The following is a 22,982-nucleotide window of genomic DNA, read 5'->3' on the forward strand; positions in this document are numbered from 1 at the left end:
AAGCGCTAGCAGATGCGATTGCAGACAATGCTGTGAGCCAAGCAGAGGTTGATGCATTAACGCAAGACTTAGCTGATGCTCAAGCTGCGAAAGATGCAGCGCAAGCAGCGGTAGATGGCATTGTTGCCGACTTCCCAGCAGAAGCAGCTGATTTCCAAACGCGAATTGATGCGTTAACAGATATCGTGATTCCAGCGGTGAACGATGTAATCGCAATTAATGATGAAGTAGATGCAAATATAAATCTTGAACATCTACCAATCACAACGAATATCACACCAACTTCTAACGTTGCATTTGCTGTGGTTGGCTTACTCGGAGCTAATTTAAATCTTGGTAGTCCATTAACACAATTTACAGTTGAAGAAGGCCACACGCAAAATTTAACTTTTACTGTAAGCAGTGGAATTAATTTAGGTGTGGGTCAACAACTTAGTATTGTCCTTCAGAAGTATGAAAATAATGAGTGGGTAGCAGTTGGGAATACTCAAGACGAGTATTCATTAATTAACTTAAACTTATTAGGTAATAATTTAGTTGGTACGGTTACGGATCTTCCGGAAGGTCAATACCGTGTTAATCTAGGAATTAATAGTGCTGTAGGATTAAGTATTTTCCCAAGTGTGACAATCAGTGGAACGGATACAGATTTGGGGATCTCAAGTGATACAGCGACAGGTAACGTCCTCACTGGTGATGGCGGTGCGACAGCAGATAATGTATTAGCGGATACTGTTGTAAGTACGATCAAACTAGTTGGTGGGGTAGCGATACCTGTTGATACTGATGGAGTAAATATTCAGGGCTTATACGGAACATTAAATATTAAGGCAGATGGTACCTATACTTATACTGCAAATCCAAAAATTGAAAGTTTGGGTAAAACAGAGGTCTTTGAATACACAATTGCTGATCCAGCAGATACTAATGCGACCAATAACACAGCTCAGCTGACTATCAATATTGGTAGTAACGATGTGACTGGTGTTGTGGCAGCTGAAAATGACATATTCGATTTAGATGTAAATGTTGCGAAGAATGTTTTGTTCAAAGAACATGAGCAAACAGATGTTTCGACTGTAGCCTCAAGCACAGCTACACAAAGTGATTCGGGCACAATTCAATTTACTCTAGGAGATGTAAATAAAGGTACTTTAGGTTTATCTAATGCTTTAGCGACCTCGGCAGCAACCACTACTATTACCTATAGTTTGAAATTGGATGGAGTTGCAATAGCTATTTCTGGTGCACAAGGTACAAACACTTCTAATGTTTATACTGTAGTGAAAACGGCAACACTCTCTACCATTTCGGCCAGTAACTTATTCTCAATTGATTTGAGCAGTTTAGCGGCTGGAAATTATGAGTTAACTTACACTGTGACTAAAGCTGCAGGAAATATACTTGGGGCCGCTACATCAGCATCTCAGGTAACTGCAGTATTGGATGGGACATCCTATACATACAATGGAGAGCATACAGACAGTACATCACAAGTGATCATTACGGGTAATATTTATGCTGATAATGGTGTAGCTACAGATACATTGGATACAACATTTACTAAACTTCTAGTTGGAGGGGTAACTATTGGCTACAATGAATCAACTACATATGAAACAGCTAAAGGTTACTTTGAAGTTAAAGGGAATGGTGATTATACCTATACTGCAAAAGCAGCTGGTGATACGACTAATTTGTCTGCTGATGTAATTAATTACACATTGATTAGCCCAACAGGTGCAACTGATAGTGCTTCTATTACAATTAATCCAGTATTGAATAATTCTGGAGTAGTTCAATATAGTACCAGTGGTGATGATACCTTTAATACAGGTACTGGCGCCGATACTGTAATTTATGACTTGTTGTCAACTGGAACTGCTGGTGGTAATACTAGCCTGTTAGGCAATGATACATGGGCGGATTATAATTTTAATGAAGGCGACGTGTTGGATTTGCGTGGTTTATTCAGTGATACAAGTACTGCACTAACTGATGCAAATATTGGAGGCTTTATTCAAGTTGAACAATCTGGTACTGATGTAAAAGTAAGTATTGATTTAGATGGACCTACATTTGGTGTAAGTAATTACACAGGTCTTGTAATTTTGAAAAATACTGATGTTACTCTGCAAGATCTTTTAGATAGTAATCAACTTATATTCTATTAAAATAGAATTTAAGCAATCAGAAAAGAGCCTCCTCGGAGGCTCTTTTTTATTTTCTTCATAAACACCGCTAGATCAAAATAAAATGTGAAACTCATCAAATTAAAATGAACAACATGTGTATACATCTCAAACGTATGCGATTTTAGTGATTAAAATTATAAAAATAATAAATAAAATCAAGATTATAAAATTGTGGAAGGCACTAAATTACGCTATTTTTTAAGGGTGAATTTTTTGAGATTTTTGCTGTGAATTTAAAGGCAATTTTATGGGTGGGGAGTATTGGATTTGCATTACATGGTTGTACAACCATGCAGAGTTTAAACCCAAATTCATTTAATCATTATGCTTCACCACAAGAAGTGATCAATCAAAAAGAGCTAAATAGCTCAAATGGAAAGGCGAAAGAATACGTCTATGATTGGGGACCACAAAAGAAAAATGTGGAAGTAGAATCGCTCATACCTAAGCAAAATATGAGCAGTTACTGCCAAGCCAAAAATGGCAAATTTATTCAACTGAATAAAAGCAATTTGAACCAAGTCAAAAATGCATGGAGTCGTAAATTATTAGCGACCTATAGCAGCATAAAACAGGGTACAGGTGTATTTCAGTGTAGTCAGGCAGATGGACAGCGCTGGATGGTTGCTATTGAACCCGTTTCAGAGCGTAAATTAAATGACCGTTCTGAAACCCGCTTAGTCAGTTTGTATACAGCAATCATTGGACCTGAAGAACGTCGCAAAAACTATAATAAACAAGAAGAAACCATAGCTAAGAAAGACACACCAAGCAAAGCAAAAGCAACGACAACAAAAAGCAATGCGAAAGATGAAGCAAAAAAAGAAGTAGAGACTAAAAAAGAAACCAAAGCCAAAGAGCCTGAAAATAAACCAGTGGCGAAGCCAATTGCAGAAACATCGCAGCAGATACAAATGCGTTTATATGTGAATGCTCGACGCGACCTGAATGCCGGAAAAAACCAAGTCACCGCTTGTAATAATGCACAGCGCGCTTATAGCTATGGCAAATTAAATGGTGCAAATGCCAATAGAGCCTATGCTGAATCAGGTATGCTCGTTGCAAAATGCTTAACGTCAGTGCCTGCATATAGCAAAAGTTATCCAAACGCCAATGCAAGAGCAAAAGGCATCCTACAAAACTTAGCGACCAACTATAACCACGCAGGGGCAAAAAATATGTTGAATCGTATGAAATAAACTTCAACAGGATAAAAGCCATTTGGGGAAATAGGCTTTTATCCTGATCCTATGATGTACTCAGATAAAGTTTTAAAAATAATAAGGAAAAACCATGAGTTCAGTAAATGAAACTTATTTTAATGCACCATTATTTGACCGTGAATTGACAGAAATTTTAGTTGATATCAAGCAAACACCCTTCTTTTTGAATGATCGAGGGCATCCAACATATTTAGCGTCACTTGGGGCGGGGATTCATTTAATTACCGAGTCAACTACCAATGCGAAAATGACGATGGGAAATGGCTACGCGGTTCCTTCTGAAATTTCGACTAAAATTACCAATTGGGGGGAGCAAACGGAGCTTGAATTTGAAGGGCAACACTTCGAGTTTATGCCATTGGTGGCAAGCAAAGAAACCGCGGCAGCTTTTGGTATCACCTTAGTTCAGGCAGGTGAAGCGATTCAGATTCATTCAAATCAAAAACGACTGTCAGAGATTCATTATGAATACGGCATGATGGCAGGTCATTATTTGCCATATGAAAGTGCAACATCAAATTTAAATGGCGGTAAAACTTTAACGCCATTTGTCATTACTGATTTAGAACATCACGACTTTCCGCATATTTTTAGCGCGACCGATCAGGATCAATTGCCACTGGTCATCTCAGTAGGACGCTATTTTCCAAATCTAGGCAAGATTTACTTGGCAGATTTATGGGTCAATCCGGGAGATGCTTTATACATTCCTGCGAAACCAAAATATTTAAATCCCGAGTTTATTGACCTACATAATAACCGTAATGCAGCACTTGCATGTTGGCGAGGTGATAGCAATAAATCGACATTGACCACCCATAGTTTGCTCGATACCCATGGACATTTTTACTGGTATTGGAATAGAAGGCCAACGATTCATCATCTCATCTATGCACCGACTAGCAAAAATGAATAGTTGCGTTACATAGACCAAACAGCAAATACAGCACTTCATGATACAAAGGTGACTCAAGTTTTGGGAGTTTGGTCTATGGCTTACGGTTTATCTAAAAAATTACATCTACGTTTTTCACGACCTGCAGGTTTAGCTTTATTGACGCTCATGATGCTTGGGACGACGCAAGTGAGTTTAGCGAGTCCGACGGTCGATCAGCTTAGTCAATGTTTAGTGAAATCGACCACTGCCGCAGATAAAACCACGGTTTTGCAATGGACCTTTTCTGCCTTGGCAGCGCATCCAGATTTAAAACAATACAGTAATGTCAGTGATGCGCAAAAAACGCAACTCGATAAAAATCTGGCTCAAGTGATGCAGCGAATCTTGGTTGAGCAATGTTCTACGCAAACGCAGGCCGTAATTAAAGCCGACGGTCTACAGGCTGTAGGCGAAAGTTTTCAAGAGCTTGGTAGTATCACTGGGGATGAAATATTAAAGACGCCTGAAATTAAACAACAATTACAAGGCGTACTGCGTTATGTCGATTTGAATAAATTGGTGACCAAATTTTTAACCCCAGAAATTTGGAATAAGTTAGGTGTGGTTCGTTAATTTTATTTTGAGTAAATAAAAAATGCTCCTTTTATACAAGGAGCATTTTTTATGGATTCACCCTAAATGGATGATGATCCATGCGTTTTAGTTTCGTGACTCAAGCATTAAATGGTAATCGTCGCGCCTAATGCTTTAACAAATTGCGCCATCCACGCAGGGTGAGCAGGCCAAGCAGGAGCAGTAACTAAATGACCGTCGGTCACTGCATCCGTGACTGCAATATCTGCATATTGACCGCCAGCCAGTTTAACTTCGGCGGCACATGCAGGATAAGCGGAACATGTACGGCCTTTCAGTACATTGGCTGCTGCTAAAATTTGCGCACCATGACAAACCGCTGCAATCGGTTTTTTCGCTGCGTCAAATTCGCGTACGATTTCAATCACACGTGCATTCATACGTAAATATTCAGGTGCACGACCACCCGGAATCACTAAGCCGACATAGTTATCTGAGTTAACTGCATCAAAGTCATAGTTAATCGCAAAGTTATGACCGCGTTTTTCGCTATAAGTTTGTTCACCTTCAAAATCATGAATGGCTGTGGCAATGCTGTCGCCAGCTTTTTTGTCAGGACAAACGGCATGAACGGTATAACCAAGACCAACTAAAAATTGAAAAGGTACCATTGTTTCGTAGTCTTCAGCATAGTCGCCCACGAGCATAAGAATTTGTTTTGACATGATGTAACCCTCTGTTGAAATATGATTTATATCAATTTTTCATTTACCTTAGCATATTGAAATGACAGTTTTAAGCAGGCTGTAAATTCTTTAGTTGTATATTTTTATTTAGATTTATAAAAAGTTATGGATGGTTATAGTTCAAATTATGATGAGTCTAGTAGGCTAGCTGTTATCAATTATTAATGACTTTAGTGTTTTTCACAAAGTTTTAAAAAGTTAAATATTTACCTCTCCCTTGCGCAGCACTGCTGCTTATCTCCTAAAAGGAGAGGGGGGGATATCCAAAAAATCGTTTAAGTATTTATTCACTTTGAAAGCTCCCTCTCCCATTGGGAGAGGGATAAATCACAGCAAATCAGGATAAAATTTTTCATAGTCAAGATTTGGTTCATGAGTTACTTTCAGCTTGCCTTTAGATCCTGTGACATAGCTATTGATCTCTTTAAGTGGTTTCTCATGCCAACCGATATTGAATGCACAAAACGTATTTTCTTTTTTAAAAAATTCTAGATGACTGTATGGCAGGTGATTGTGAATCCAATATGCAATCTGTTTCCAATTATTTGGGTCTTTTTCAATTAAATCGATGAGTGAGGGAATGATAATACACGCCGTTGCACCGTAGCCTTTTGCGTCAGGATAGTCCCAAATATGGCTCGCAAAGTTTTTCTCATTGCTCGCGCAGTTGTGTCCTTTTTCATTGCCGATTTGGTTCACGCTTGGTGAACGGTACGCGGAACGAATAGCGATACGTCCAAACTTTTCTTGTAATGGTTCGAGCAGTTGCTCGCACAGTTGTGTACCTGTGTAGATTGCTTTTTCGGGATGGTCGGGGAAGTTGGGTACACCATACCAGTTTGCGATTTCACTATAGAGAAAGTCACGCATAAAGAAAGACTTTGAAAGTTGGATGCGTCCTAAGTCTTCAAGTTTGGCGATAGAGGATACTTTTTTGATGGTCATGTTGTTTTAGTCTAAGTGTTTAGACTGATTTTATTATTAAATTTATGAAAATTAAATATTTACTTCTCCCTAACCCTCTCTTTAAAAGAGAGGTAATTTCTATTACAGAATCCATAACGGTGTTAAATTAGCAATGGAAGCTCCTTCTCCCTCTGGGAGAAGGCGGGGGATGAAGGTATTAGTCACGCATAAAGAATAGATCTGAAAATTAGAAGTGTCCTAAGTTTTTAAACATTACTATAGAAAATAATTTTGTTTGGTTATGTGATGTGTTTTATCTGTTTAAGCAATTATATTTAGAAAATATTTTATCAGCATATTAGCTAGGTAGGGATAATGGACTTGAACATAATTAAGAGAAAAATAGCGAAAATTTCCATAGAAAATTGGAATAAATCATTTGGTGGAACAGCTAGTTCGGAAATAGCAAATAAAATTGAAATTGATAATTCAATTGTCATGGGGGCTATGGAACATTTAGTAGCTGATAATTATGGGACTATCAATGCAAATGTCGAATTGTCTCAAATATCAATAGACTCAGAAACGAGAGAGTTTGAATTTACTCCGATTAAGGTGCATATATATTTTCCTTCAAAGCAGATGCTAGAAGAATTTTTTTACTCTAGTGATTTAGTTAGAAAAAGTATTCCAGAGTATAAGAAAAGATTATATCTAGGAGCTCATCAGTTATCACAGGTACTTTTTGATGAATCTGTATTAGCTCGATATTTTGATTATCCTGAATATTATGAACTCAATGATTCTAGATCAGGTGGGCATATCTATATTTGTTCTGAAGAAACGCCTGAAGAAAGATATATCCATGTTAGACATGGTAGAAAAACATTAGCAAATGGAAAATCAGCCATTGTTGCCATATATAAAGATTTGGCTAACATGAGTGAATTTGAACAAAGATATTGGCATTCGCACGAGCTTAATATCCATGAATTAGATTTTCTCCCTAATGACGAAGCCTATGAAAAAATTCTTTAATAGAAATTATGAAGGTGCATGGGTGAACTATACTGATGAATTATCAGACTTAACTAACAACTTAGAGTCATTAAATTCACTGTTTGAGAATAAGATTTTTAATAAAGTACAAAATATTTATTGCCGTCCTCCAGTCGAAAATACTCAAAAATCTTATTTTGATAGTTGTAGTGAACTCTTTAAATTAGTCGGGCCAGATAATATTAATCAGAAAACTTTAAAAGATTTTCTTAGGAAGAATAAAGGTTGTTTAGATAAGGATTTTGTATATGAATCAGGACGAGATATTAGTAAGTTAGAGTTATTAGGATTGTTTGAAGAAAAAATAGGATCTTCAAAAAAATTAACCAAAGCAGTACGTCTTTTACAAAAAGATAGAACAGAAGCCGATCATAAAATCATTGAGTCAAAAATTACTAGAGAAAACTTATCAGAACAGTTTTTTAATCATGTAGAAGAGATTAATGCCAACATTAAAGAAATTATTGAAAAAATAAAAAACCCGCTCTAAAGCGGGTTTTTTATTTCAAAATCAATTGGTATTAACCAATCAATTTCTTCATCAATTCATTCACTTGAGCAGGGTTGGCTTTACCTTTCGCTGCTTTCATTACTTGACCAACTAAACCGTTGAAAGCTTTCTCTTTACCAGATTTATACTCTTCAACCATCTTCTCGTTAGCAGCAAGTACGTCTTTAATAATCGCTTCAATCGCGCCTGTATCAGTTTCCTGTTTCAAGCCTTTTTCAGCAATAATCTCGTCCGCAGTTTTGCCTTCTTCCCACATAAAGCCGAACACTTGCTTTGCAATCTTACCGTTAATGGTGTTGTCCACAATACGCGCGATCATACCACCAAGCTGTTCTGCAGATACAGGAGAGTCATGAAGCTCGAAGCCCGCTTTGTTTAAAGCACCTGAGAATTCACCCATCACCCAGTTAGCAGACACTTTACCTTGTGAAGCACCGCCAGCAGCTTTTACGACTTCTTCATAAAACTCTGACATTTCACGAGTAAGCGTCAGCACGTGTGCATCGTACTCAGTCACACCAAAGTCAGCCACAAAGCGTGCACGACGTGCAGCAGGAAGCTCAGGAAGGGCAGCACGTGCCGCTTCAATTTGCTCGTCTGCAATGATCACAGGTAACAAGTCAGGATCAGGGAAGTAGCGGTAATCGTTCGCTTCTTCCTTCGAACGCATAGAACGCGTTTCCATCTTCACAGGATCGAACAAACGTGTTTCTTGGTCGATGGTGCCATCCCATTCCAAGATTTCCATTTGACGTTCAATTTCAACATTGATCGCTTGTTCAATGAAACGGAAAGAGTTCAAGTTTTTCAACTCGCAGCGCGTACCAAATGGTTGACCCGGACGACGTAGTGACACGTTACAGTCCGCACGGAACGAACCTTCTGCCATGTTACCGTCAGAAATGCCTAACCAACGCACTAAAGTGTGAATCGCTTTAATGTAGGCAACTGCTTCTTCAACCGAACGCATATCAGGTTCAGAGACAATCTCAAGTAAAGGTGTGCCTGCACGGTTTAAATCGATACCAGATTGACCTTCAAATTGGTCATGGATCGATTTACCTGCATCTTCCTCAAGGTGAGCACGGGTTACGCCAATGCGCTTAACCGTACCATCTTCAAGTTGAATGTCGATATGACCCAAGCCCACAATCGGGTTGTCCATTTGGCTGATTTGGTAGCCTTTTGGAGAGTCAGGGTAGAAATAGTTTTTACGTGCAAATACAGAAGCTTGGTCGATGTAAGCATCGATACCCAAACCAAAGCGAATCGCAAGATCAACTACTTCTTTGTTCAATACTGGCAATACGCCCGGCATTGCCAAATCTACAAGGCTAGCTTGTGTATTTGGGTCTTGACCAAATGTGGTAGATGAACCTGAGAAAATTTTGGTATTGGTCGCAAGCTGAGTGTGAATCTCGATACCAATAACGACTTCCCAACCATCAATCAGGTTAGATTTTGGTTTCGCAGCGTTCTTAGCCATTATGCGTTCTCCTCAGCAATTGCAGCGCGTTGTGTATGCCAATTGGTTGCTTGTTGGTACTGATGCACCACAGACAACAATTGAGATTCTGACCAGTAGTTGCCAATCAACTGTAAGCCAACAGGTAAGTTGTCTTTGTCAAAACCAACAGGCGCGTTAATCGCAGGCAGACCTGCCAAGTTCACTGCGATGGTGTAGATGTCGCCTAAGTACATTTCTACAGGAGAAAGGTTTGCACCAATCTTATACGCTGTCGTAGGCGCAGCAGGAGCAGCAATCACGTCTACAGATTCAAATGCTTTTAAAAAGTCTTGTTGAATTAAACGACGTACTTTTTGTGCTTTCACATAATAAGCATCGTAGTAACCCGCAGAAAGCGCGTATGTACCAATCAAGATACGTTGCTGAACTTCTTTACCAAAACCTTCCGAACGTGAACGCTTGTAAAGATCCATCAAATCCACAGGATTTTCTGCACGGTAGCCATAACGTACACCGTCGAAACGAGATAAGTTAGACGATGCTTCAGCAGGTGCGATCAAGTAATACGTTGGTACGTAGCTTTCAGTCATGTTCAGGTCAATCTCAACCAAGATTGCGCCCATCTCTTCCAATTTTTTCAGAGATTCTTCAACACGTGCTTTCACGTCAGCATCTAAACCTGCAACATTGAAGTATTGCTTCGGAATACCAATGCGTAAGCCTTTAACCGATGTGCCGTTGAGGTTCGCCACATAGTTGTCTACGTCTTTTTCAACCGAAGTTGAATCTTTCGCGTCATGACCTGCCATCACGTTCATGAGGTAAGCACAATCTTCAGCCGAACGTGCCATCGGGCCGCCTTGGTCTAAAGATGATGCATACGCAATCATACCGAAACGTGATACACGACCGTAAGTCGGTTTAAGGCCTGTTAGACCACAGAAAGACGCCGGTTGACGGATTGAACCGCCTGTATCTGTACCTGTTGCGAACGGAGCAAGATCAGCCGCTACCGCTGCCGCAGAACCGCCTGAAGAACCACCGGGAACATGGTTTAAGTTCCACGGGTTAGCCGTTGCGCCATAAAATGAATTTTCAGAGGTCGAACCCATGGCGAATTCGTCCATGTTCACTTTACCTAAAGTGACAAGGCCCGCAGCTTTACCTTTCGCTACAACGGTCGCGTCGTAAGGAGAGATAAAATTGTCCAGCATTTTAGAACCAGCAGTGGTTTTAATGCCTTGGGTACAGAAAATATCTTTATGTGCAATGGGTACACCTGTTAAAACAGAGGCACCACCTGCGCGGCGTAAAGCATCTGCAGCATCTGCTTGCGCAAGTGCTTGTTCAGCAGTCACGGTCACGTATGACTTGACTTGAGCATCGATTTTTTCAATGCGTTTTAAATAGTGTTCAGTCAATTCGCGTGAAGAAAATTTAGCGCCAGCCAAACCTTCAGACAATTCACGAATTGATAAGCGATGTAAATCTGTCATGAGAAATATTTCTTTACGTTTAATTTGAAAAAATGTTGATCTGAATAAAAATTATTCAATCACACGCGGAACAAGGTACAAGCCATCCTGTACGGCAGGAGCAACTGCTTGATATGCTTCGCGATGATTGGTCTCAGATACCACGTCTTCACGTAAGGGCTGTGGATTGTCGAATGGACTTTTTAGTGGTTCAACACCGTCAGTATCGATGCCTTTCAGGGTTTCCATCATGCCTAAAATTTTATTTAAACTTTGAGCATAGTCAGCAGATTGCGCTTCATCTAGCGACAATCGAGCCAGATGGGCAATCGCTGAAACTGTTTGTGCATTTAGATCTGCAGAATGCTGTGCATCCGATGTAGACATAACATTACCTAATCAGTATTAAAAAAATTCAAAATATCGTGGCTTATAATAAGCGATTGACTTGTTCAAATCATCACATTTAGTTAAAGTTGCCACCTTGCGTCCATATAAAAGTTTAACTGAGAACGTCCCCGTGATTCTAAAACGACTAATTGGCTTGTTTTCGCCGGATCTTGCCATTGATTTAGGCACTGCAAATACACTTATCTATGCGCCAGGACGAGGCATTATATTAAATGAACCGACGGTGGTGGCAATTCGCCACAGTGGTTCACAAAAAATCGTTGCCGCAGTAGGTCTTGACGCGAAGCAAATGCTAGGTCGTACACCTGCAAATATTTCTGCGATTCGCCCAATGAAAGATGGTGTGATTGCTGACTTTGAAGTCACTGAAACGATGTTGAATCAATTCATTGGCAAAGTGCACGAAAAACGTTTGTTCCCACCTGCACCGCGTGTCGTGGTGTGTGTGCCATGTAAATCGACGTTGGTGGAACGCCGTGCAATCCGTGAAGCTGTATACAATGCAGGTGCACGTGAAGTTCGCTTAATTGAAGAGCCAATGGCTGCTGCAATTGGTGCAGGTATGCCTGTTGAGCAAGCCTGTGGTTCGATGGTTGTCGATGTTGGTGGTGGTACAACTGAAATCGCGATCATTTCACTTCAAGGTTGTGTCTATGCAGACTCACTACGTATCGGTGGTGATGTATTTGATGAACAAATCATTAATTACGTGCGTAAAGCACATGGTTGTGTGATTGGTGAAACCACTGCAGAAAACATCAAAAAAGAAGTTGGTATGGCGCTTCCAGAAGAAGGTGCAAAACCTTTGGAAATCGAAGTCCGTGGTCGTAACTTGGCTGAAGGTGTACCTCGTGCGATTACCGTAACTTCTGACGAAGTAACTCAAGCGATTTCTGATCCACTACAAAACATTGTGTCTGCGGTTAAATCTGCACTAGAGCAAACGCCACCTGAGTTGTCTTCAGACATCGCAGAACGCGGTATTGTGTTGACTGGTGGCGGTGCATTACTTCGCAATCTTGATAAGCTTCTTGCAAAAGAAACGGGTCTTCCTGTCGTGGTTGCAGAAGATCCACTATCATGTGTTACACGTGGTGGCGGTAAGGTTCTCGAATTCTTCGATAACCCTAATCATGATATGTTATTTGTAGGCTAAGAAAAGGACTCGGCGGGTGCAAACGCAACTGTTTTCAAGACAACCGCCATCTTTTCGCTCATTTATCATTGCGGTGATTACATGCTTGGTGGTGCTTTTCTTTGATTGGCGCATGCCACATGTAATTCAACCGGCCAGAGACGTCTTGTATGCGGCATATAATCCAATTTATGCACTAGCAAGCTATCCAGTGTTATCGCGAGAATGGCTGAATCAACAAACCAAGTCTGAAGCTCAATTACGTCGTGAAAATACCGCGATGCAAGCAGAGTTAATTCAGGCTCAAGTCCGTTTACAGAAACTTTCTGAACTTTCTGCTGAAAATACTCGACTGCGTGGACTACTCGATACACCACTCATCATTGATGGTCGTATGGAGATTGCCGAAGTCATTGGTACCGATGCTGATCCCTTACGTCATATTATTGTGATTAACCGCGGAGCCAGCAGTCAGCTTAAAGTGGGACAAACTGTACTCGATGACAAGGGCATTATGGGGCAAATTATCAATGTTTACCCGCATAGTAGCCGTGTCATGTTGCTCTCAGACAAAGAGCACTCTTTATCCGTGCGTATGGAGCATACCGGTATGCGTGCAATCGTTACGGGTACAGGTGACTTAGGTCGACTTAAGATGGAATACGTGCCAACCAGTGCGAATATCAAAGTCGGTGAAAAAGTCTATAGCTCAGGTCTAGGGGCACATTTCCCAGCGGGTTATTTGGTGGGTACAGTGTCGAAAGTCAGTCGTCACAATAGCGGTGAATTTGCCCAAATTGATATCAATCCTGCTGCCCAATTGGCAGGTGGTCATCATGTGGTTGTGCTATTTTCCGATTCTTTAGCGATGGAGCAACCGCATGTCATTCGCTAAGCTTAGTCGTCATACAGAGCGCGACCCATTATTTCCGATTATCTTTTCCATCATTTTGGCATCCGTGCTGATGGTGTATCCGCTTTCTTATGACCTATCAGGTTGGCGCCCATTATTCATGATGATGATCATGCTATTTTGGGTACTTTGTCAGCCGACATGGTGCGGTGTTTGGTTTGCATTTGCCACAGGTCTCTTTACCGACTTATTGACTGATGCGCCATTTGGCATGAACGCACTGAGTTTTGTGGTCATTGCATTTGTGACACGCTTTTTGACCCGTGAACGTCGTATCCTCACATTTGGTAATTTATGGATTATTGCTGCAATGGCAATTTTCGCGCATTTACTGTTTGTGTGGATTGTTCAAGTGATGGGTGGGGCACAGTTTTCATTTGCTCGCCATTGGCAGCCAATTGTTACTAGCTTACTCATTTGGCCAATCATGTATTACTTCCTGAGAAAATGGCGCATATAATTTTAGCTTCGAGTTCTCCTCGACGACGCGAACTATTGCAACAATTGGGACTGGAATTTGACATTTTCAGTCCAGATATTGATGAGTCCGTGTTGGAAGGAGAACCTGTGGCGGATTATGTAGAGCGTTTAGCACGTGCTAAAGCTTGCGCAGTACAACAACAATTCCCTGATGCTATCGTTATTGCCGCCGATACCAGTTTAGGCGTAGATGAGCACATTTTAGGAAAACCAGCGTCGAAAGCACATGCTTTTTCTATGTGGGAAATGATCTCTGGACGAAAACATGATGTGTTTTCAGGTGTTTGTGTCAGTACAAAAGATCAAATATACAGTATAGTAGTACGTACACAGGTTGAATTTCAAACGCTGAGTCTAGCTGACATGGAAAGCTACTGGGCAACAGGTGAACCAATCGGCAAGGCGGGAGCCTACGCCATCCAAGGAATTGCTGCGCGCTATATTCCTTGTATTGAAGGGAGCTACAGCAATGTCGTTGGGCTGCCTTTGCATGAAACCGTACAGTTATTACAGACAGTTAAGGCATTAAATTAACTGCTGCAACACAAGAATTTTTATAATGTTTTGAGTTTTGATATGTCTGACGAGTTGTTGATTAACGTCACACCGATGGAATGTCGGGTGGCGTTGATTCAAAACGGTACGGTCAATGAATTATTTGTTGAACGCACCGTGAAGCGTGGGTTAGTGGGCAATATTTATAAAGGGAAAGTTGTTCGTGTGCTTCCGGGTATGCAGGCTGCTTTTATCGATATTGGATTGTCGAGAACAGCTTTTTTACATATCAATGATATGGTCTGGCAGCGCAATCAACCGACCCCGAACGTTTTTGAGCTGTTACAACCGGGGCAAGTACTCACCGTACAAGTCATGAAAGATATGTTGGGTACCAAAGGTGCACGACTTTCTACTGATCTTTCTATTCCTTCCCGTTACCTCGTTTTAATGCCATATGGCAGTCATACCGGTGTTTCACAGCGCATTGAGTCTGAAGAAGAACGTGATCGCTTGCGTAGCATGATTGAACGCATTCAAAAGGAACACAACTTACCGGGTTCAGTCATCGTTCGTACTGCCGCCGAAGGTATTCCTGAATGTGAAATTGCGCAGGACATGGCCTATTTAGCAAAACTGTGGGAATACATTCAACGTAAACAACGCAGTATTGTCGTACCTTCTCTGATTTTTGAAGAGCTACCTTTACCACAACGTGTCATCCGTGATTTGGCCAATGAAGATACGTCTAAAATTCAGGTCGATTCACGCGAAGTGCATGGCAAATTGCAAGAGTTTGTCCAAGAATTTGTACCGAGCATGCAAAATCGCTTACTGCATTATCCGGGTGAGCGTCCAATTTTTGACTTGTACAATGTCGAAGAAGATATTCAGAAAGCCTTACAGACACGTGTAGCACTTAAGTCTGGCGGTTATCTGATGATCGATCAAACTGAAGCAATGACCACGATTGATGTCAATACTGGCTCCTATGTTGGTGGTCGTTCACTTGAAGACACTGTGTTTAAAACCAATATGGAAGCCACACAGGTCATTGCACGTCAGCTCCGTCTACGTAATTTGGGCGGGATTATCATTATTGACTTCATTGATATGCAAGAAGTACATCATCGTGAAGAAGTGATGAGCCAGTTTGAGAAAATGCTTGAGCGCGATCATGCAAAAACCAAGATCACTCAAGTGTCTGAGCTGGGTTTGGTGGAAATGACGCGTAAACGCACTCGTGAATCTCTGGAGCATCTGCTTTGTGATTCTTGCCCGACCTGTCAGGGGCGTGGTTATGTGAAAACGGCTGAAACAGTTTGCTATGAAATTTTCCGTGAAATCTTGAGATATGCACGTGCTTATGAATCACAAAGTGGTTTTACTGTGGTGGCACATCCATCGGTGATTGACCGATTGTTAACTGCTGAAGCACCTGCGGTAGCTGATTTAGAGCACTTTATTAGCCGTGTGATCAAGTTCCAAGTGGAAAATTTATATACGCAAGAGCAATACGATATCATTCTGAGCTGAAATTGTAACAGAATATCGTTAAACACTTGTTACAACTGAGATTTTACTTTTGAACTGTTATTTTGAATACTAGACACATCAAATAGCCAAAGCCATTTTCCTGCATTGGACTTGAAAATGGCTTAGCAAAAAGAGGTGTACTATGGGTGTTAGTAAAACAGTAATGAAAAGTGGTCTTAAAACTGTTGTTGAAGCAAAAGCGATCCATTCAGGTTATATCGTGGATGAGCGTGGTAATGAAGTTCAAATTACAGCGTCTATGATTCGTTCTGCTTGTCATCAGTTACTTAAACAGTGCCGAGCTATCAAAGCTTAAATATTGAAATATAAATAATGTAATCCAGAGGGTTAAAGTGCTAACGCGCAATTCTAAAATATTTAATGCGCTAAAATTTTATAAATAATGGAAAATAAACTTAATTATCAGTGCGTATCTACAAGTCATAATTAAACAATAACAACGGATTTGTTCACCTAAATTTTAGCTTATACACATAAATTGCTCCAAAAAATCAATCAAAGTTCAAATATTAAAAACCCGTCTAGATTGTTCAATTTAGACGGGTTTTTATCATTATGTATGGTTCAAGATGCTGATGAACTGATACTAAGTTGTGATGCAGGCGGTTAGCTAACCGCCTGTAACTTTGGGGAATCTTGGTTCACAATAGTTTCAAATCGTTGAATTTCTTCTTCCAAATGCGTTAGTAAATTTTGCATTTTTGGCAGCGCATTACGACATGCGGTTAAACCAACTTCAAGCTTATCTAAATAGCTGGTCATGGTGATATTAAGTGCTTGACCATCCAAAACAATGGACGCAGGGTAGAGCGCTTCTAAACGTGCACCATTCCAATATAACGGCTCTTGTGGACCGGGAACATTAGAAATGACCAAGTTAAAGGCCTGACGTTTTGGCATAAAACCTGATGCAATATTTAAACCTGCTGCGCTGTAAACAAAAGCACTGTAGTTTAAAATTTGATTCGAGTTCATCCGCTTAAAGCGCTCTTTGGCATTGAGCACACTACGACGCACAATCTTCAAGCGTTCTAGCGGATCTTCTTTATGGGTTCCAAGATTGGCCAAAATCATGGTAATACGGTTTGACATATCTGAATCATCGGTACGAACTGATGCAGGCACCATGGCAATTAATGGCTTTTTAGGTAAAGCATTTTGTGTAATTAAATATTCACGTAATGCGCCTGAACAAATTGCGAGCACTATATCGTTAATTGTTACACCAAGTGACTTGGCAATATGTGACAAACGTGAAAATTCAAAAGACTGAGCAGCGAAACGACGTGAAGAACTGACCCGTTGGTTTAATATTGAACTCGGCGCTTGGAAGCTAGATACATAATCTGGGTTACGCCCCATATCTTTCATTACAGTTTGTGATAGTTCATACAAAACTCGTGGAGTTGAGTCAAGTTGTCCCTTAATGGTCGATAACAAACTTTTCATACGACTGACTTTAGGCTGTTTGAGGCGTTTTGCACGAGGGCCTTCCACACACCATGGCGGTACAATACTTTTAGCATCTGGGTCATGCGAAAGTGATTTTTCAACTAAACGCATACCTGCAATGCCATCAACCATCGCGTGGTGGATCTTGAAGTACATGGCAAAACGATTGCCTTCAATGCCTTCAATAATATGGCAAGTCCAAAGCGGTTTTGCACGGTCAATCAGCGCACTGTGTTCTTGAGAAATATAAGTCAAAAGTTCACGAATACGACCGGGATGCGGCAGTGCGATATGGCGGAAGTGATGATCTAAATCAAACTCTTCGTCTTCATCCCAAAAGAAGCCATTGAGTTTATTGTTAAAAGGAGGAATAGGAATGGATTTTGAATTACGAATATCTGCGACTAAATCTTGAATAAAAGTATCAGGTGCATTGTCAGGGATCTGAAATAAAAATAGGCCACCTACGTGCATCGGTTGTTGCCGTTTCTCTAAATTTAAGAATATGAAATCAATAGGATGTAATGGACGCATAGCGTTGATTGCCTCACTGCAATTTCTACAGCTGCTCATGTATGAGTAGCATTGTTAGAATTATTAAATTGTCATTTGCAGTATAGCGTTTTTACGTTGAAATGATACGGAATTATGTGTATCGATGCGTTGAAAAAACCACTGCTGTGCAGTGGTTTTGTGCTCTTTATTTTTTCATGTTGCCTGCGTGTAAGCCGCATTCTTTATGGGTTGCATCTTCCCACCACCAGCGACCTTCACGTTCGTGTTGATTCGGTAAAACAGGTCGAGTGCATGGTTCACAGCCAATCGAGATAAAGCCACGTTCGTGTAGTGGATTATATGGAATTTCCATTAGACGGATATAGTTCCATACATCAGCGCTAGACCAGTTTGCCAAGGGATTGTATTTAATTAATTGCTTGCCCGGACCTGAAAAACTTGGGTCAGCTTGTACTACAGGAATTTCATTACGTGTGCCTGGGCTTTGGTCCTTACGTTGACCAGTGATCCAGCCATCTAAAGTGGCTAGTTTTTTACGCAAAGGTTGTACTTTGCGGATACCACAGCATTCTTTATGTTCATCTTGATAGAAGCTAAAAAAGCCCTTTTCTGTTACTAGTTTTTGTACCGCATCACTTTCTGGGAAACAGATTTCGATATCAATTTTATAATGTTTACGGACAGTATCTAAAAATTGGTAAGTTTCAGGGTGTAAGCGACCGGTATCTAAACTAAATACACGAAATGGAATCCCTAAGTTCGATGCAAGATCTATCAGTACAACATCTTCTGCACCAGAAAAGGAAATCGCAACTTCACCTTGCTGGCTTAGCGCAAGTTTCATAATCTCAGAAGGTGATTTATCTGCATATTCGGATGCAAGTGCATCGACAAGGTCAATAGTAGGGATGGTAGTCATGAATGTCCTGGCTATAGGCTTGGAACGTTAAAACCTATATTAATTTATTTCAGAACTATTTTAATGGAAATGCTAAAACACACTTATCACTAAAAAATAGATACTTATGAAAAAAATAGATTTAAAAAAGAACAATGCATTTTTTTATTCTTCCGCTATGATATTGAAAAATTTTTTCACTTAACAGAGGGTAGAGTGCATGGAAGTCGTTTGTTTAGATCTAGAAGGGGTTTTAGTACCTGAAATTTGGATTAATTTTGCGAAAAAAACAGGCATTAAAGAACTTGAAGCAACGACTCGTGACATTCCAGATTACGATGTGTTGATGACTCAGCGTTTAAATATTCTAAAACAACACGGTTTGGGTTTAAACGATATTCAAGATGTAATCGCAGATATGGGGCCATTTGAAGGTGCAAAAGAGTTTGTAGAGTGGGTGCGTACTCATTTTCAATTAATTATTCTTTCAGATACTTTCTATGAGTTTGCACATCCATTAATGCAACAACTTGGTTGGCCAACGATTTTCTGTCACAAGTTAGAAACTGATGAAAATGGTATGATTAGCGCTTATAAGCTTCGTCAACCTGATCAAAAACGTAAAGCCGTTCAAGCATTACATGGATTGAACTTCCGAGTGATTGCAGCAGGTGATTCTTATAATGATACGACGATGCTTGGTGAAGCAGATGCGGGTTTCTTATTTGATGCGCCTGACAATGTGATTGCTGAATTTCCACAGTTTCCACCAATTCATGGCTATGCTGCACTGAAAGAAGCGATTCGTAATGCTTCTATTCGGGATATTCCAGCTTAATTCTGAATAGTAAGTTATAGAAAAGGGCGCTTATAGCGCCCTTTCTTGTTTAATCCAAAGTTTTTAAAGCAACTTAGAAACGGTAACCGATTTTTAAGCTGTAACCGATTGCATCGTTGTCTTTAAAGTTAGCAACATTTGCAGCTGTTTCATTACCAGGGACAGAGTGTGAACCAGATTGTGCAGTCGCATCACCCAACCAGAAGTATTTAACACCAGCTTGAATAAACGATTGAGGTGTTGGACTAAATTGTCCACCTAAGCCAGCGCTCCAGTAACCTTCGGTTGGGCCTAAAGTTGACACTGGGTTACCTGCACCAGAGTCCCAACCGACCATGACTGTACCAGCCCATTGATCATTAAATTTACGGCCAACGCCTGCATTTACAGACCATTGATCCTTAGAATAGTCGACTAAGTTAAAACCATCTGTGTAGCCAACGATACCGTTAGAACCAGCAACTAAAGAACCTAAAATATCTGCTTTAATACCAAACTCATGAGGTTTAATTGCAAATTTAGACCAATCTACCCAACGTACATTTGCGAAGGCAACAGTGTTTTCCATGATGCCAGATTGCAAATCTAAATTTACCGATTGTGGCGTGGTAACTTTTGTTTTACCTTCTGGAAGTGAATTAGATGCAACTAATGCATTTCTTACTGCAATTACAGCATCACGTTGCTCTTTCGGTAATTTGGCACCCAATGACCAAGCATAATGTTTAAGATTGGTGCACTTAAGCCAGTGAAGTTATCAATTGATTGGAATGACTCAGTTGCATTTACTTCATGTTCGATTTCAGATCGATATGTTAGGGATGCCTTTAAGGCAATTTCAGGAATTTGATATGCAAAACCCGCTAGCCATCCAAGATCACCTTCTTCTTTGATATTTGCATCATATCCAGACATCATACTGTAAGCTTCACCACGCAGACTTACTTTACCTTCAACAGTTTGGTATACCGGTCCTGCGTAAAAATTCCAATTCTCATTAGGTTGAAAACCAAATAAAAGAGAAAGGTTTTGTGTTTTTACATCCACTTCAGTTTGACCAGTAACTTCAGTGGCCTTACTGTTAAATTGAGCGACTGTTTTGTGGTCTAGTGCACCTAGGACAGAATCAGTAGATTTTGCTGAAAAGACGCTATTTGAATTATATTTAGCCTCTGCACCAAAAGGCTGATCATAAATTAAACCAAATGAGAAATGCTCATTCAGTTGAATTTTTAATGCAGCAGCTGGGAAATAATAGTCCTCAGCCATATCACCTGTAGCTTGGCCTTTAATATCTACACCTGAGACGTTTGGATCTAAAACTGAAATCCCTGCTTCAAAATAATTACCCGGTTGTAAAAATGCAGAAATTGACTGCCCAGAGCGATCCATTGCTGCGGCAAACACCCCGGTCGTAGGTACGCTGGCAAATAAAATGGCACTTGTTAATGCTTTTAAGTTCATTTTTCTACTTTCCTAGTATAAAAAACGCTTCAATGCGTTAATAAAATTTAAAGATATGTAATTTTTTTAATCATATCTTGCACCAAAAAATAGCTAATAAAAAAAAGAGTAAAGACTCTAAATTTAAACTTAGGGTAAAAAAAAGCTGTTGATTTTAAATAATTAGAATAAATACTTTAATAATTTTTAGATAAACTATTGTTATTAAATATATAAAATAAATATCCATTAAATTATTGATATAAAATCAATTGTTCGAAAAATAAGCAAAATAAGTAAAATTCTAAATATTTTATGTGAAATGGGTCACATGCAAAAAAAGCCCCATATAGGGGCTTTTGGTATTTTTAATTCTTAGAAGCGATAGCCAATTTTCATGCCATAACCTAGTGCAGTATTGTCTTTGAATTCGCCAACAACTGTACCGCCAGTTTGCGCTTTCGCATCTCCTAACCAGAAGTATTTCACACCAGCTTGAATGAAATAGTTTTCAGCAGGACTATATTGACCGCCTAAACCAACACTCCAGTAGCCTTCAGTTGGGCCAAGTGTTGTTACAGGGTTGCCTGCACCAGAGTCATAACCTACAGCTGCTGTACCCGCCCATTTATCATTGAATTTACGAGAAATACCCGTAGTGATTGAGTACTGATCGTCAGAATAATCAATTAAATTGTTGCCGCCAGAACGTTGGAATAATGCTTGCGGTGTTACTGCAAATTGATCCCAATGAACCCAACGAAGGTTAGCAAAAGCTAAAGTGTTTGCAGCAATACCCGTTTGTAGATCTACGTTTACAGATTGCGGTGTAATTGCATCTACACGAGCGTCAGCTAAACCGATCGTAGTACCTGTAGGTAGAATAACACCAGGAGCGACAGTCATAGGAGATGAAAGCGTATAAGTTTCTTCACCAGTTGCTTTATGCTTGATTTCTGAACGGTAAGTTACAGAAGCTTTTAAAGCAATTTCTGGAATAGAGTAGGCGAAACCTGCTAACCAACCATATGCTTCTTCTTCAGCAACCTTAATGTTATAACCAGAAAGGCCTTGGTAAGCTAAACCACGCAGTTTGATATCTGCTTCAACAGTTTGCCATACTGGACCTGCATAGAAGTTCCAGTTCTCTGTTGGTTGGTAACCAATTAACGCTGTTAGGTTTTGTGTATCAACTTCAACACTTGTACCCGTGCCGTTTGAACCGAAGAAAAGTGAATTGCTGTCGTATGCTGCATCTGCACCATACGGTTGATCATAGATCAAACCTAAAGAAATCTTATCAGTTGCTTGTACTTTAATTGCTGCTGACGGGAAGTAGTAGTCTTCACCCATGTCATCAACTTTATTTTTCAGTAAATCTTGACCTTCTACTTTAGGGTCTAAAATAGAAATACCAGCTTCTGCGTAGTTACCAGGTTGTAAGAATGCTGAAATAGACTGACCTGAACGATCTAGACCCGCTGCAAATAATGATGCTGTTGGTAAAGCGGTAAGTAAAATTGCGTAGCTAAGGTGATTTAAGCGCATACTTTTCCCTGTTTGTAACTTTTGATGTTATTTCAATGTGTGGAAAGTAACATAAATAGAAAAACAGTAAATAAGAGTTGCTACTCTAAAATTGAACTAGGGAAGTTAAAAAATGAGCATGACTAGAGTATTTATTCTAGTGATTGATAATTATCTTTATGATTTTTAAATGAAAAATTAGAGTAAAAAGCTTAGTTTTTGATAAATGTTTTAGTAAATTTAAATGTTTATTGTTTGATCAA

The 22,982-nt window shown here is 39.9% G+C and carries 21 protein-coding genes and 1 pseudogene; 13 read left to right on the forward strand and 9 right to left on the reverse strand.

What is annotated here, in order from left to right; translation table 11 throughout:
• The 4 genes from FTU02_RS12405 to FTU02_RS12420 all read left to right on the forward strand — a co-directional run.
• Positions 1–2,174, forward strand: a 2,174-nt coding sequence (locus FTU02_RS12405) for a BapA/Bap/LapF family large adhesin (RefSeq protein ID WP_218956189.1), incomplete at its 5' end; no start/stop codon positions are given.
• Positions 2,175–2,422: 248 nt separating this feature from the next.
• Positions 2,423–3,394, forward strand: a complete 972-nt coding sequence (locus FTU02_RS12410; protein ID WP_180157358.1) for a hypothetical protein — start codon at positions 2,423–2,425, stop codon at positions 3,392–3,394.
• Positions 3,395–3,488: 94 nt separating this feature from the next.
• The gene (locus FTU02_RS12415) at positions 3,489–4,334 is read left to right on the forward strand and encodes a hypothetical protein (RefSeq protein ID WP_180157360.1); all 846 of its coding nucleotides are present in this window, start codon (positions 3,489–3,491) and stop codon (positions 4,332–4,334) included.
• A 147-nt stretch (positions 4,335–4,481) separates the two neighbouring features.
• Entirely contained in the window at positions 4,482–4,928 is a 447-nt protein-coding gene (locus tag FTU02_RS12420) for a hypothetical protein (protein ID WP_257223236.1), read from the forward strand.
• Positions 4,929–5,035: 107 nt separating this feature from the next.
• Here FTU02_RS12420 and FTU02_RS12425 read toward each other — a convergent pair whose 3' ends face one another.
• Together FTU02_RS12425 and FTU02_RS12430 are read right to left on the reverse strand one after the other, a co-directional pair.
• A complete protein-coding gene (locus FTU02_RS12425) occupies positions 5,036–5,614 on the reverse strand; it encodes a DJ-1/PfpI family protein (RefSeq protein WP_180157362.1) in 579 nt (192 codons plus the stop codon).
• A gap of 348 nt (positions 5,615–5,962) precedes the next feature.
• A complete protein-coding gene (locus FTU02_RS12430; RefSeq protein ID WP_180157364.1) occupies positions 5,963–6,580 on the reverse strand; it encodes a hypothetical protein in 618 nt (205 codons plus the stop codon).
• Between the two features lie 336 nt (positions 6,581–6,916).
• Here FTU02_RS12430 and FTU02_RS16370 point away from each other — a divergent pair, with 336 nt between their 5' ends.
• Together FTU02_RS16370 and FTU02_RS16375 are read left to right on the forward strand one after the other, a co-directional pair.
• Positions 6,917–7,579 carry a hypothetical protein gene (locus tag FTU02_RS16370; protein ID WP_257232780.1) on the forward strand — a complete coding sequence of 221 codons (663 nt, stop codon included), beginning with the start codon at positions 6,917–6,919 and terminating at the stop codon, positions 7,577–7,579.
• On the forward strand, positions 7,563–8,090 hold the full coding sequence (locus tag FTU02_RS16375) for a hypothetical protein (RefSeq protein WP_257232781.1): 528 nt from the start codon (positions 7,563–7,565) through the stop codon (positions 8,088–8,090). The genes FTU02_RS16370 and FTU02_RS16375 overlap by 17 nt, the downstream gene beginning before the upstream one ends.
• A 31-nt stretch (positions 8,091–8,121) precedes the next feature.
• Here the strand turns inward: FTU02_RS16375 and gatB are convergent, their stop codons facing one another.
• The 3 genes from gatB to gatC are packed head-to-tail and all read right to left on the reverse strand — an operon-like array spanning position 8,122 to position 11,441.
• On the reverse strand, positions 8,122–9,597 hold the full coding sequence (gene gatB, locus FTU02_RS12440) for an Asp-tRNA(Asn)/Glu-tRNA(Gln) amidotransferase subunit GatB (RefSeq protein ID WP_180157366.1): 1,476 nt from the start codon (positions 9,595–9,597) through the stop codon (positions 8,122–8,124).
• The gene (gene gatA / locus FTU02_RS12445) at positions 9,597–11,075 is read right to left on the reverse strand and encodes an Asp-tRNA(Asn)/Glu-tRNA(Gln) amidotransferase subunit GatA (RefSeq protein WP_180157368.1); all 1,479 of its coding nucleotides are present in this window, start codon (positions 11,073–11,075) and stop codon (positions 9,597–9,599) included. Before gatA ends, gatB begins: the two co-directional genes overlap by 1 nt.
• Positions 11,076–11,126: 51 nt before the next feature.
• Positions 11,127–11,441: an Asp-tRNA(Asn)/Glu-tRNA(Gln) amidotransferase subunit GatC gene (gene gatC, locus FTU02_RS12450; RefSeq protein WP_078189985.1), complete on the reverse strand. Its 315-nt coding sequence runs from the start codon at positions 11,439–11,441 to the stop codon at positions 11,127–11,129.
• Between the two features lie 133 nt (positions 11,442–11,574).
• On the opposite strand from gatC, the gene FTU02_RS12455 reads away from it, so the two are divergent.
• The 6 genes from FTU02_RS12455 to FTU02_RS12480 all read left to right on the forward strand — a co-directional run bounded on the left by FTU02_RS12455 (position 11,575) and on the right by FTU02_RS12480 (position 16,340).
• Entirely contained in the window at positions 11,575–12,621 is a 1,047-nt protein-coding gene (locus FTU02_RS12455; RefSeq protein WP_078193300.1) for a rod shape-determining protein, read from the forward strand.
• 16 nt (positions 12,622–12,637) lie between these two features.
• The gene (gene mreC, locus FTU02_RS12460; RefSeq protein ID WP_180133996.1) at positions 12,638–13,495 is read left to right on the forward strand and encodes a rod shape-determining protein MreC; all 858 of its coding nucleotides are present in this window, start codon (positions 12,638–12,640) and stop codon (positions 13,493–13,495) included.
• Entirely contained in the window at positions 13,482–13,973 is a 492-nt protein-coding gene (mreD, locus tag FTU02_RS12465) for a rod shape-determining protein MreD (protein WP_180133997.1), read from the forward strand. Before mreC ends, mreD begins: the two co-directional genes overlap by 14 nt.
• Positions 13,961–14,527 carry a Maf-like protein gene (locus FTU02_RS12470; protein ID WP_180040412.1) on the forward strand — a complete coding sequence of 189 codons (567 nt, stop codon included), beginning with the start codon at positions 13,961–13,963 and terminating at the stop codon, positions 14,525–14,527. Before mreD ends, FTU02_RS12470 begins: the two co-directional genes overlap by 13 nt.
• A gap of 42 nt (positions 14,528–14,569) precedes the next feature.
• Entirely contained in the window at positions 14,570–16,024 is a 1,455-nt protein-coding gene (gene rng, locus FTU02_RS12475) for a ribonuclease G (RefSeq protein ID WP_180157370.1), read from the forward strand.
• Between the two features lie 142 nt (positions 16,025–16,166).
• Entirely contained in the window at positions 16,167–16,340 is a 174-nt protein-coding gene (locus FTU02_RS12480; RefSeq protein ID WP_168379036.1) for a PA1571 family protein, read from the forward strand.
• 311 nt (positions 16,341–16,651) lie between these two features.
• Here FTU02_RS12480 and FTU02_RS12485 read toward each other — a convergent pair whose 3' ends face one another.
• Together FTU02_RS12485 and FTU02_RS12490 are read right to left on the reverse strand one after the other, a co-directional pair.
• On the reverse strand, positions 16,652–18,031 hold the full coding sequence (locus FTU02_RS12485) for a wax ester/triacylglycerol synthase family O-acyltransferase (protein WP_180157372.1): 1,380 nt from the start codon (positions 18,029–18,031) through the stop codon (positions 16,652–16,654).
• A gap of 166 nt (positions 18,032–18,197) precedes the next feature.
• The gene (locus FTU02_RS12490) at positions 18,198–18,932 is read right to left on the reverse strand and encodes a phosphoadenylyl-sulfate reductase (RefSeq protein ID WP_180110671.1); all 735 of its coding nucleotides are present in this window, start codon (positions 18,930–18,932) and stop codon (positions 18,198–18,200) included.
• A gap of 199 nt (positions 18,933–19,131) precedes the next feature.
• Here FTU02_RS12490 and thrH point away from each other — a divergent pair, with 199 nt between their 5' ends.
• Positions 19,132–19,749 (forward strand): bifunctional phosphoserine phosphatase/homoserine phosphotransferase ThrH, encoded by a 618-nt coding sequence (gene thrH / locus FTU02_RS12495; RefSeq protein ID WP_180085216.1) that lies wholly within the window; start codon positions 19,132–19,134, stop codon positions 19,747–19,749.
• A gap of 73 nt (positions 19,750–19,822) precedes the next feature.
• Here the strand turns inward: thrH and FTU02_RS16380 are convergent.
• Both FTU02_RS16380 and FTU02_RS12510 read right to left on the reverse strand, forming a co-directional pair.
• Positions 19,823–21,213: pseudogene (locus FTU02_RS16380) on the reverse strand (OmpP1/FadL family transporter).
• A 354-nt stretch (positions 21,214–21,567) separates the two neighbouring features.
• Entirely contained in the window at positions 21,568–22,740 is a 1,173-nt protein-coding gene (locus FTU02_RS12510; RefSeq protein ID WP_180157379.1) for an OmpP1/FadL family transporter, read from the reverse strand.
• Positions 22,741–22,982: the final 242 nt, after the last annotated feature.

It is taken from the genome of Acinetobacter sp. YH12045 (assembly GCF_013419925.1).
GTDB classification, from domain to species: Bacteria; Pseudomonadota; Gammaproteobacteria; order Pseudomonadales; family Moraxellaceae; genus Acinetobacter; species Acinetobacter amyesii.

Excerpts from the sequence above, each read along its gene's own strand:
- FTU02_RS12510 (WP_180157379.1), bottom strand. The coding sequence starts at position 22,740 with ATGCGCTTAAATCACCTTAGCTACGCAATTTTACTTACCGCTTTACCA.
- FTU02_RS12420 (WP_257223236.1), top strand. The coding sequence starts at position 4,482 with ATGATGCTTGGGACGACGCAAGTGAGTTTAGCGAGTCCGACGGTCGAT.
- FTU02_RS12430 (WP_180157364.1), bottom strand. The coding sequence starts at position 6,580 with ATGACCATCAAAAAAGTATCCTCTATCGCCAAACTTGAAGACTTAGGA.
- thrH (WP_180085216.1), top strand. The coding sequence starts at position 19,132 with ATGGAAGTCGTTTGTTTAGATCTAGAAGGGGTTTTAGTACCTGAAATT.
- gatB (WP_180157366.1), bottom strand. The coding sequence starts at position 9,597 with ATGGCTAAGAACGCTGCGAAACCAAAATCTAACCTGATTGATGGTTGG.
- FTU02_RS12485 (WP_180157372.1), bottom strand. The coding sequence starts at position 18,031 with ATGCGTCCATTACATCCTATTGATTTCATATTCTTAAATTTAGAGAAA.
- FTU02_RS16370 (WP_257232780.1), top strand. The coding sequence starts at position 6,917 with ATGGACTTGAACATAATTAAGAGAAAAATAGCGAAAATTTCCATAGAA.
- FTU02_RS12425 (WP_180157362.1), bottom strand. The coding sequence starts at position 5,614 with ATGTCAAAACAAATTCTTATGCTCGTGGGCGACTATGCTGAAGACTAC.
- gatC (WP_078189985.1), bottom strand. The coding sequence starts at position 11,441 with ATGTCTACATCGGATGCACAGCATTCTGCAGATCTAAATGCACAAACA.
- mreD (WP_180133997.1), top strand. The coding sequence starts at position 13,482 with ATGTCATTCGCTAAGCTTAGTCGTCATACAGAGCGCGACCCATTATTT.
- FTU02_RS16375 (WP_257232781.1), top strand. The coding sequence starts at position 7,563 with ATGAAAAAATTCTTTAATAGAAATTATGAAGGTGCATGGGTGAACTAT.
- FTU02_RS12470 (WP_180040412.1), top strand. The coding sequence starts at position 13,961 with ATGGCGCATATAATTTTAGCTTCGAGTTCTCCTCGACGACGCGAACTA.
- FTU02_RS12490 (WP_180110671.1), bottom strand. The coding sequence starts at position 18,932 with ATGACTACCATCCCTACTATTGACCTTGTCGATGCACTTGCATCCGAA.
- rng (WP_180157370.1), top strand. The coding sequence starts at position 14,570 with ATGTCTGACGAGTTGTTGATTAACGTCACACCGATGGAATGTCGGGTG.
- FTU02_RS12415 (WP_180157360.1), top strand. The coding sequence starts at position 3,489 with ATGAGTTCAGTAAATGAAACTTATTTTAATGCACCATTATTTGACCGT.
- gatA (WP_180157368.1), bottom strand. The coding sequence starts at position 11,075 with ATGACAGATTTACATCGCTTATCAATTCGTGAATTGTCTGAAGGTTTG.
- FTU02_RS12480 (WP_168379036.1), top strand. The coding sequence starts at position 16,167 with ATGGGTGTTAGTAAAACAGTAATGAAAAGTGGTCTTAAAACTGTTGTT.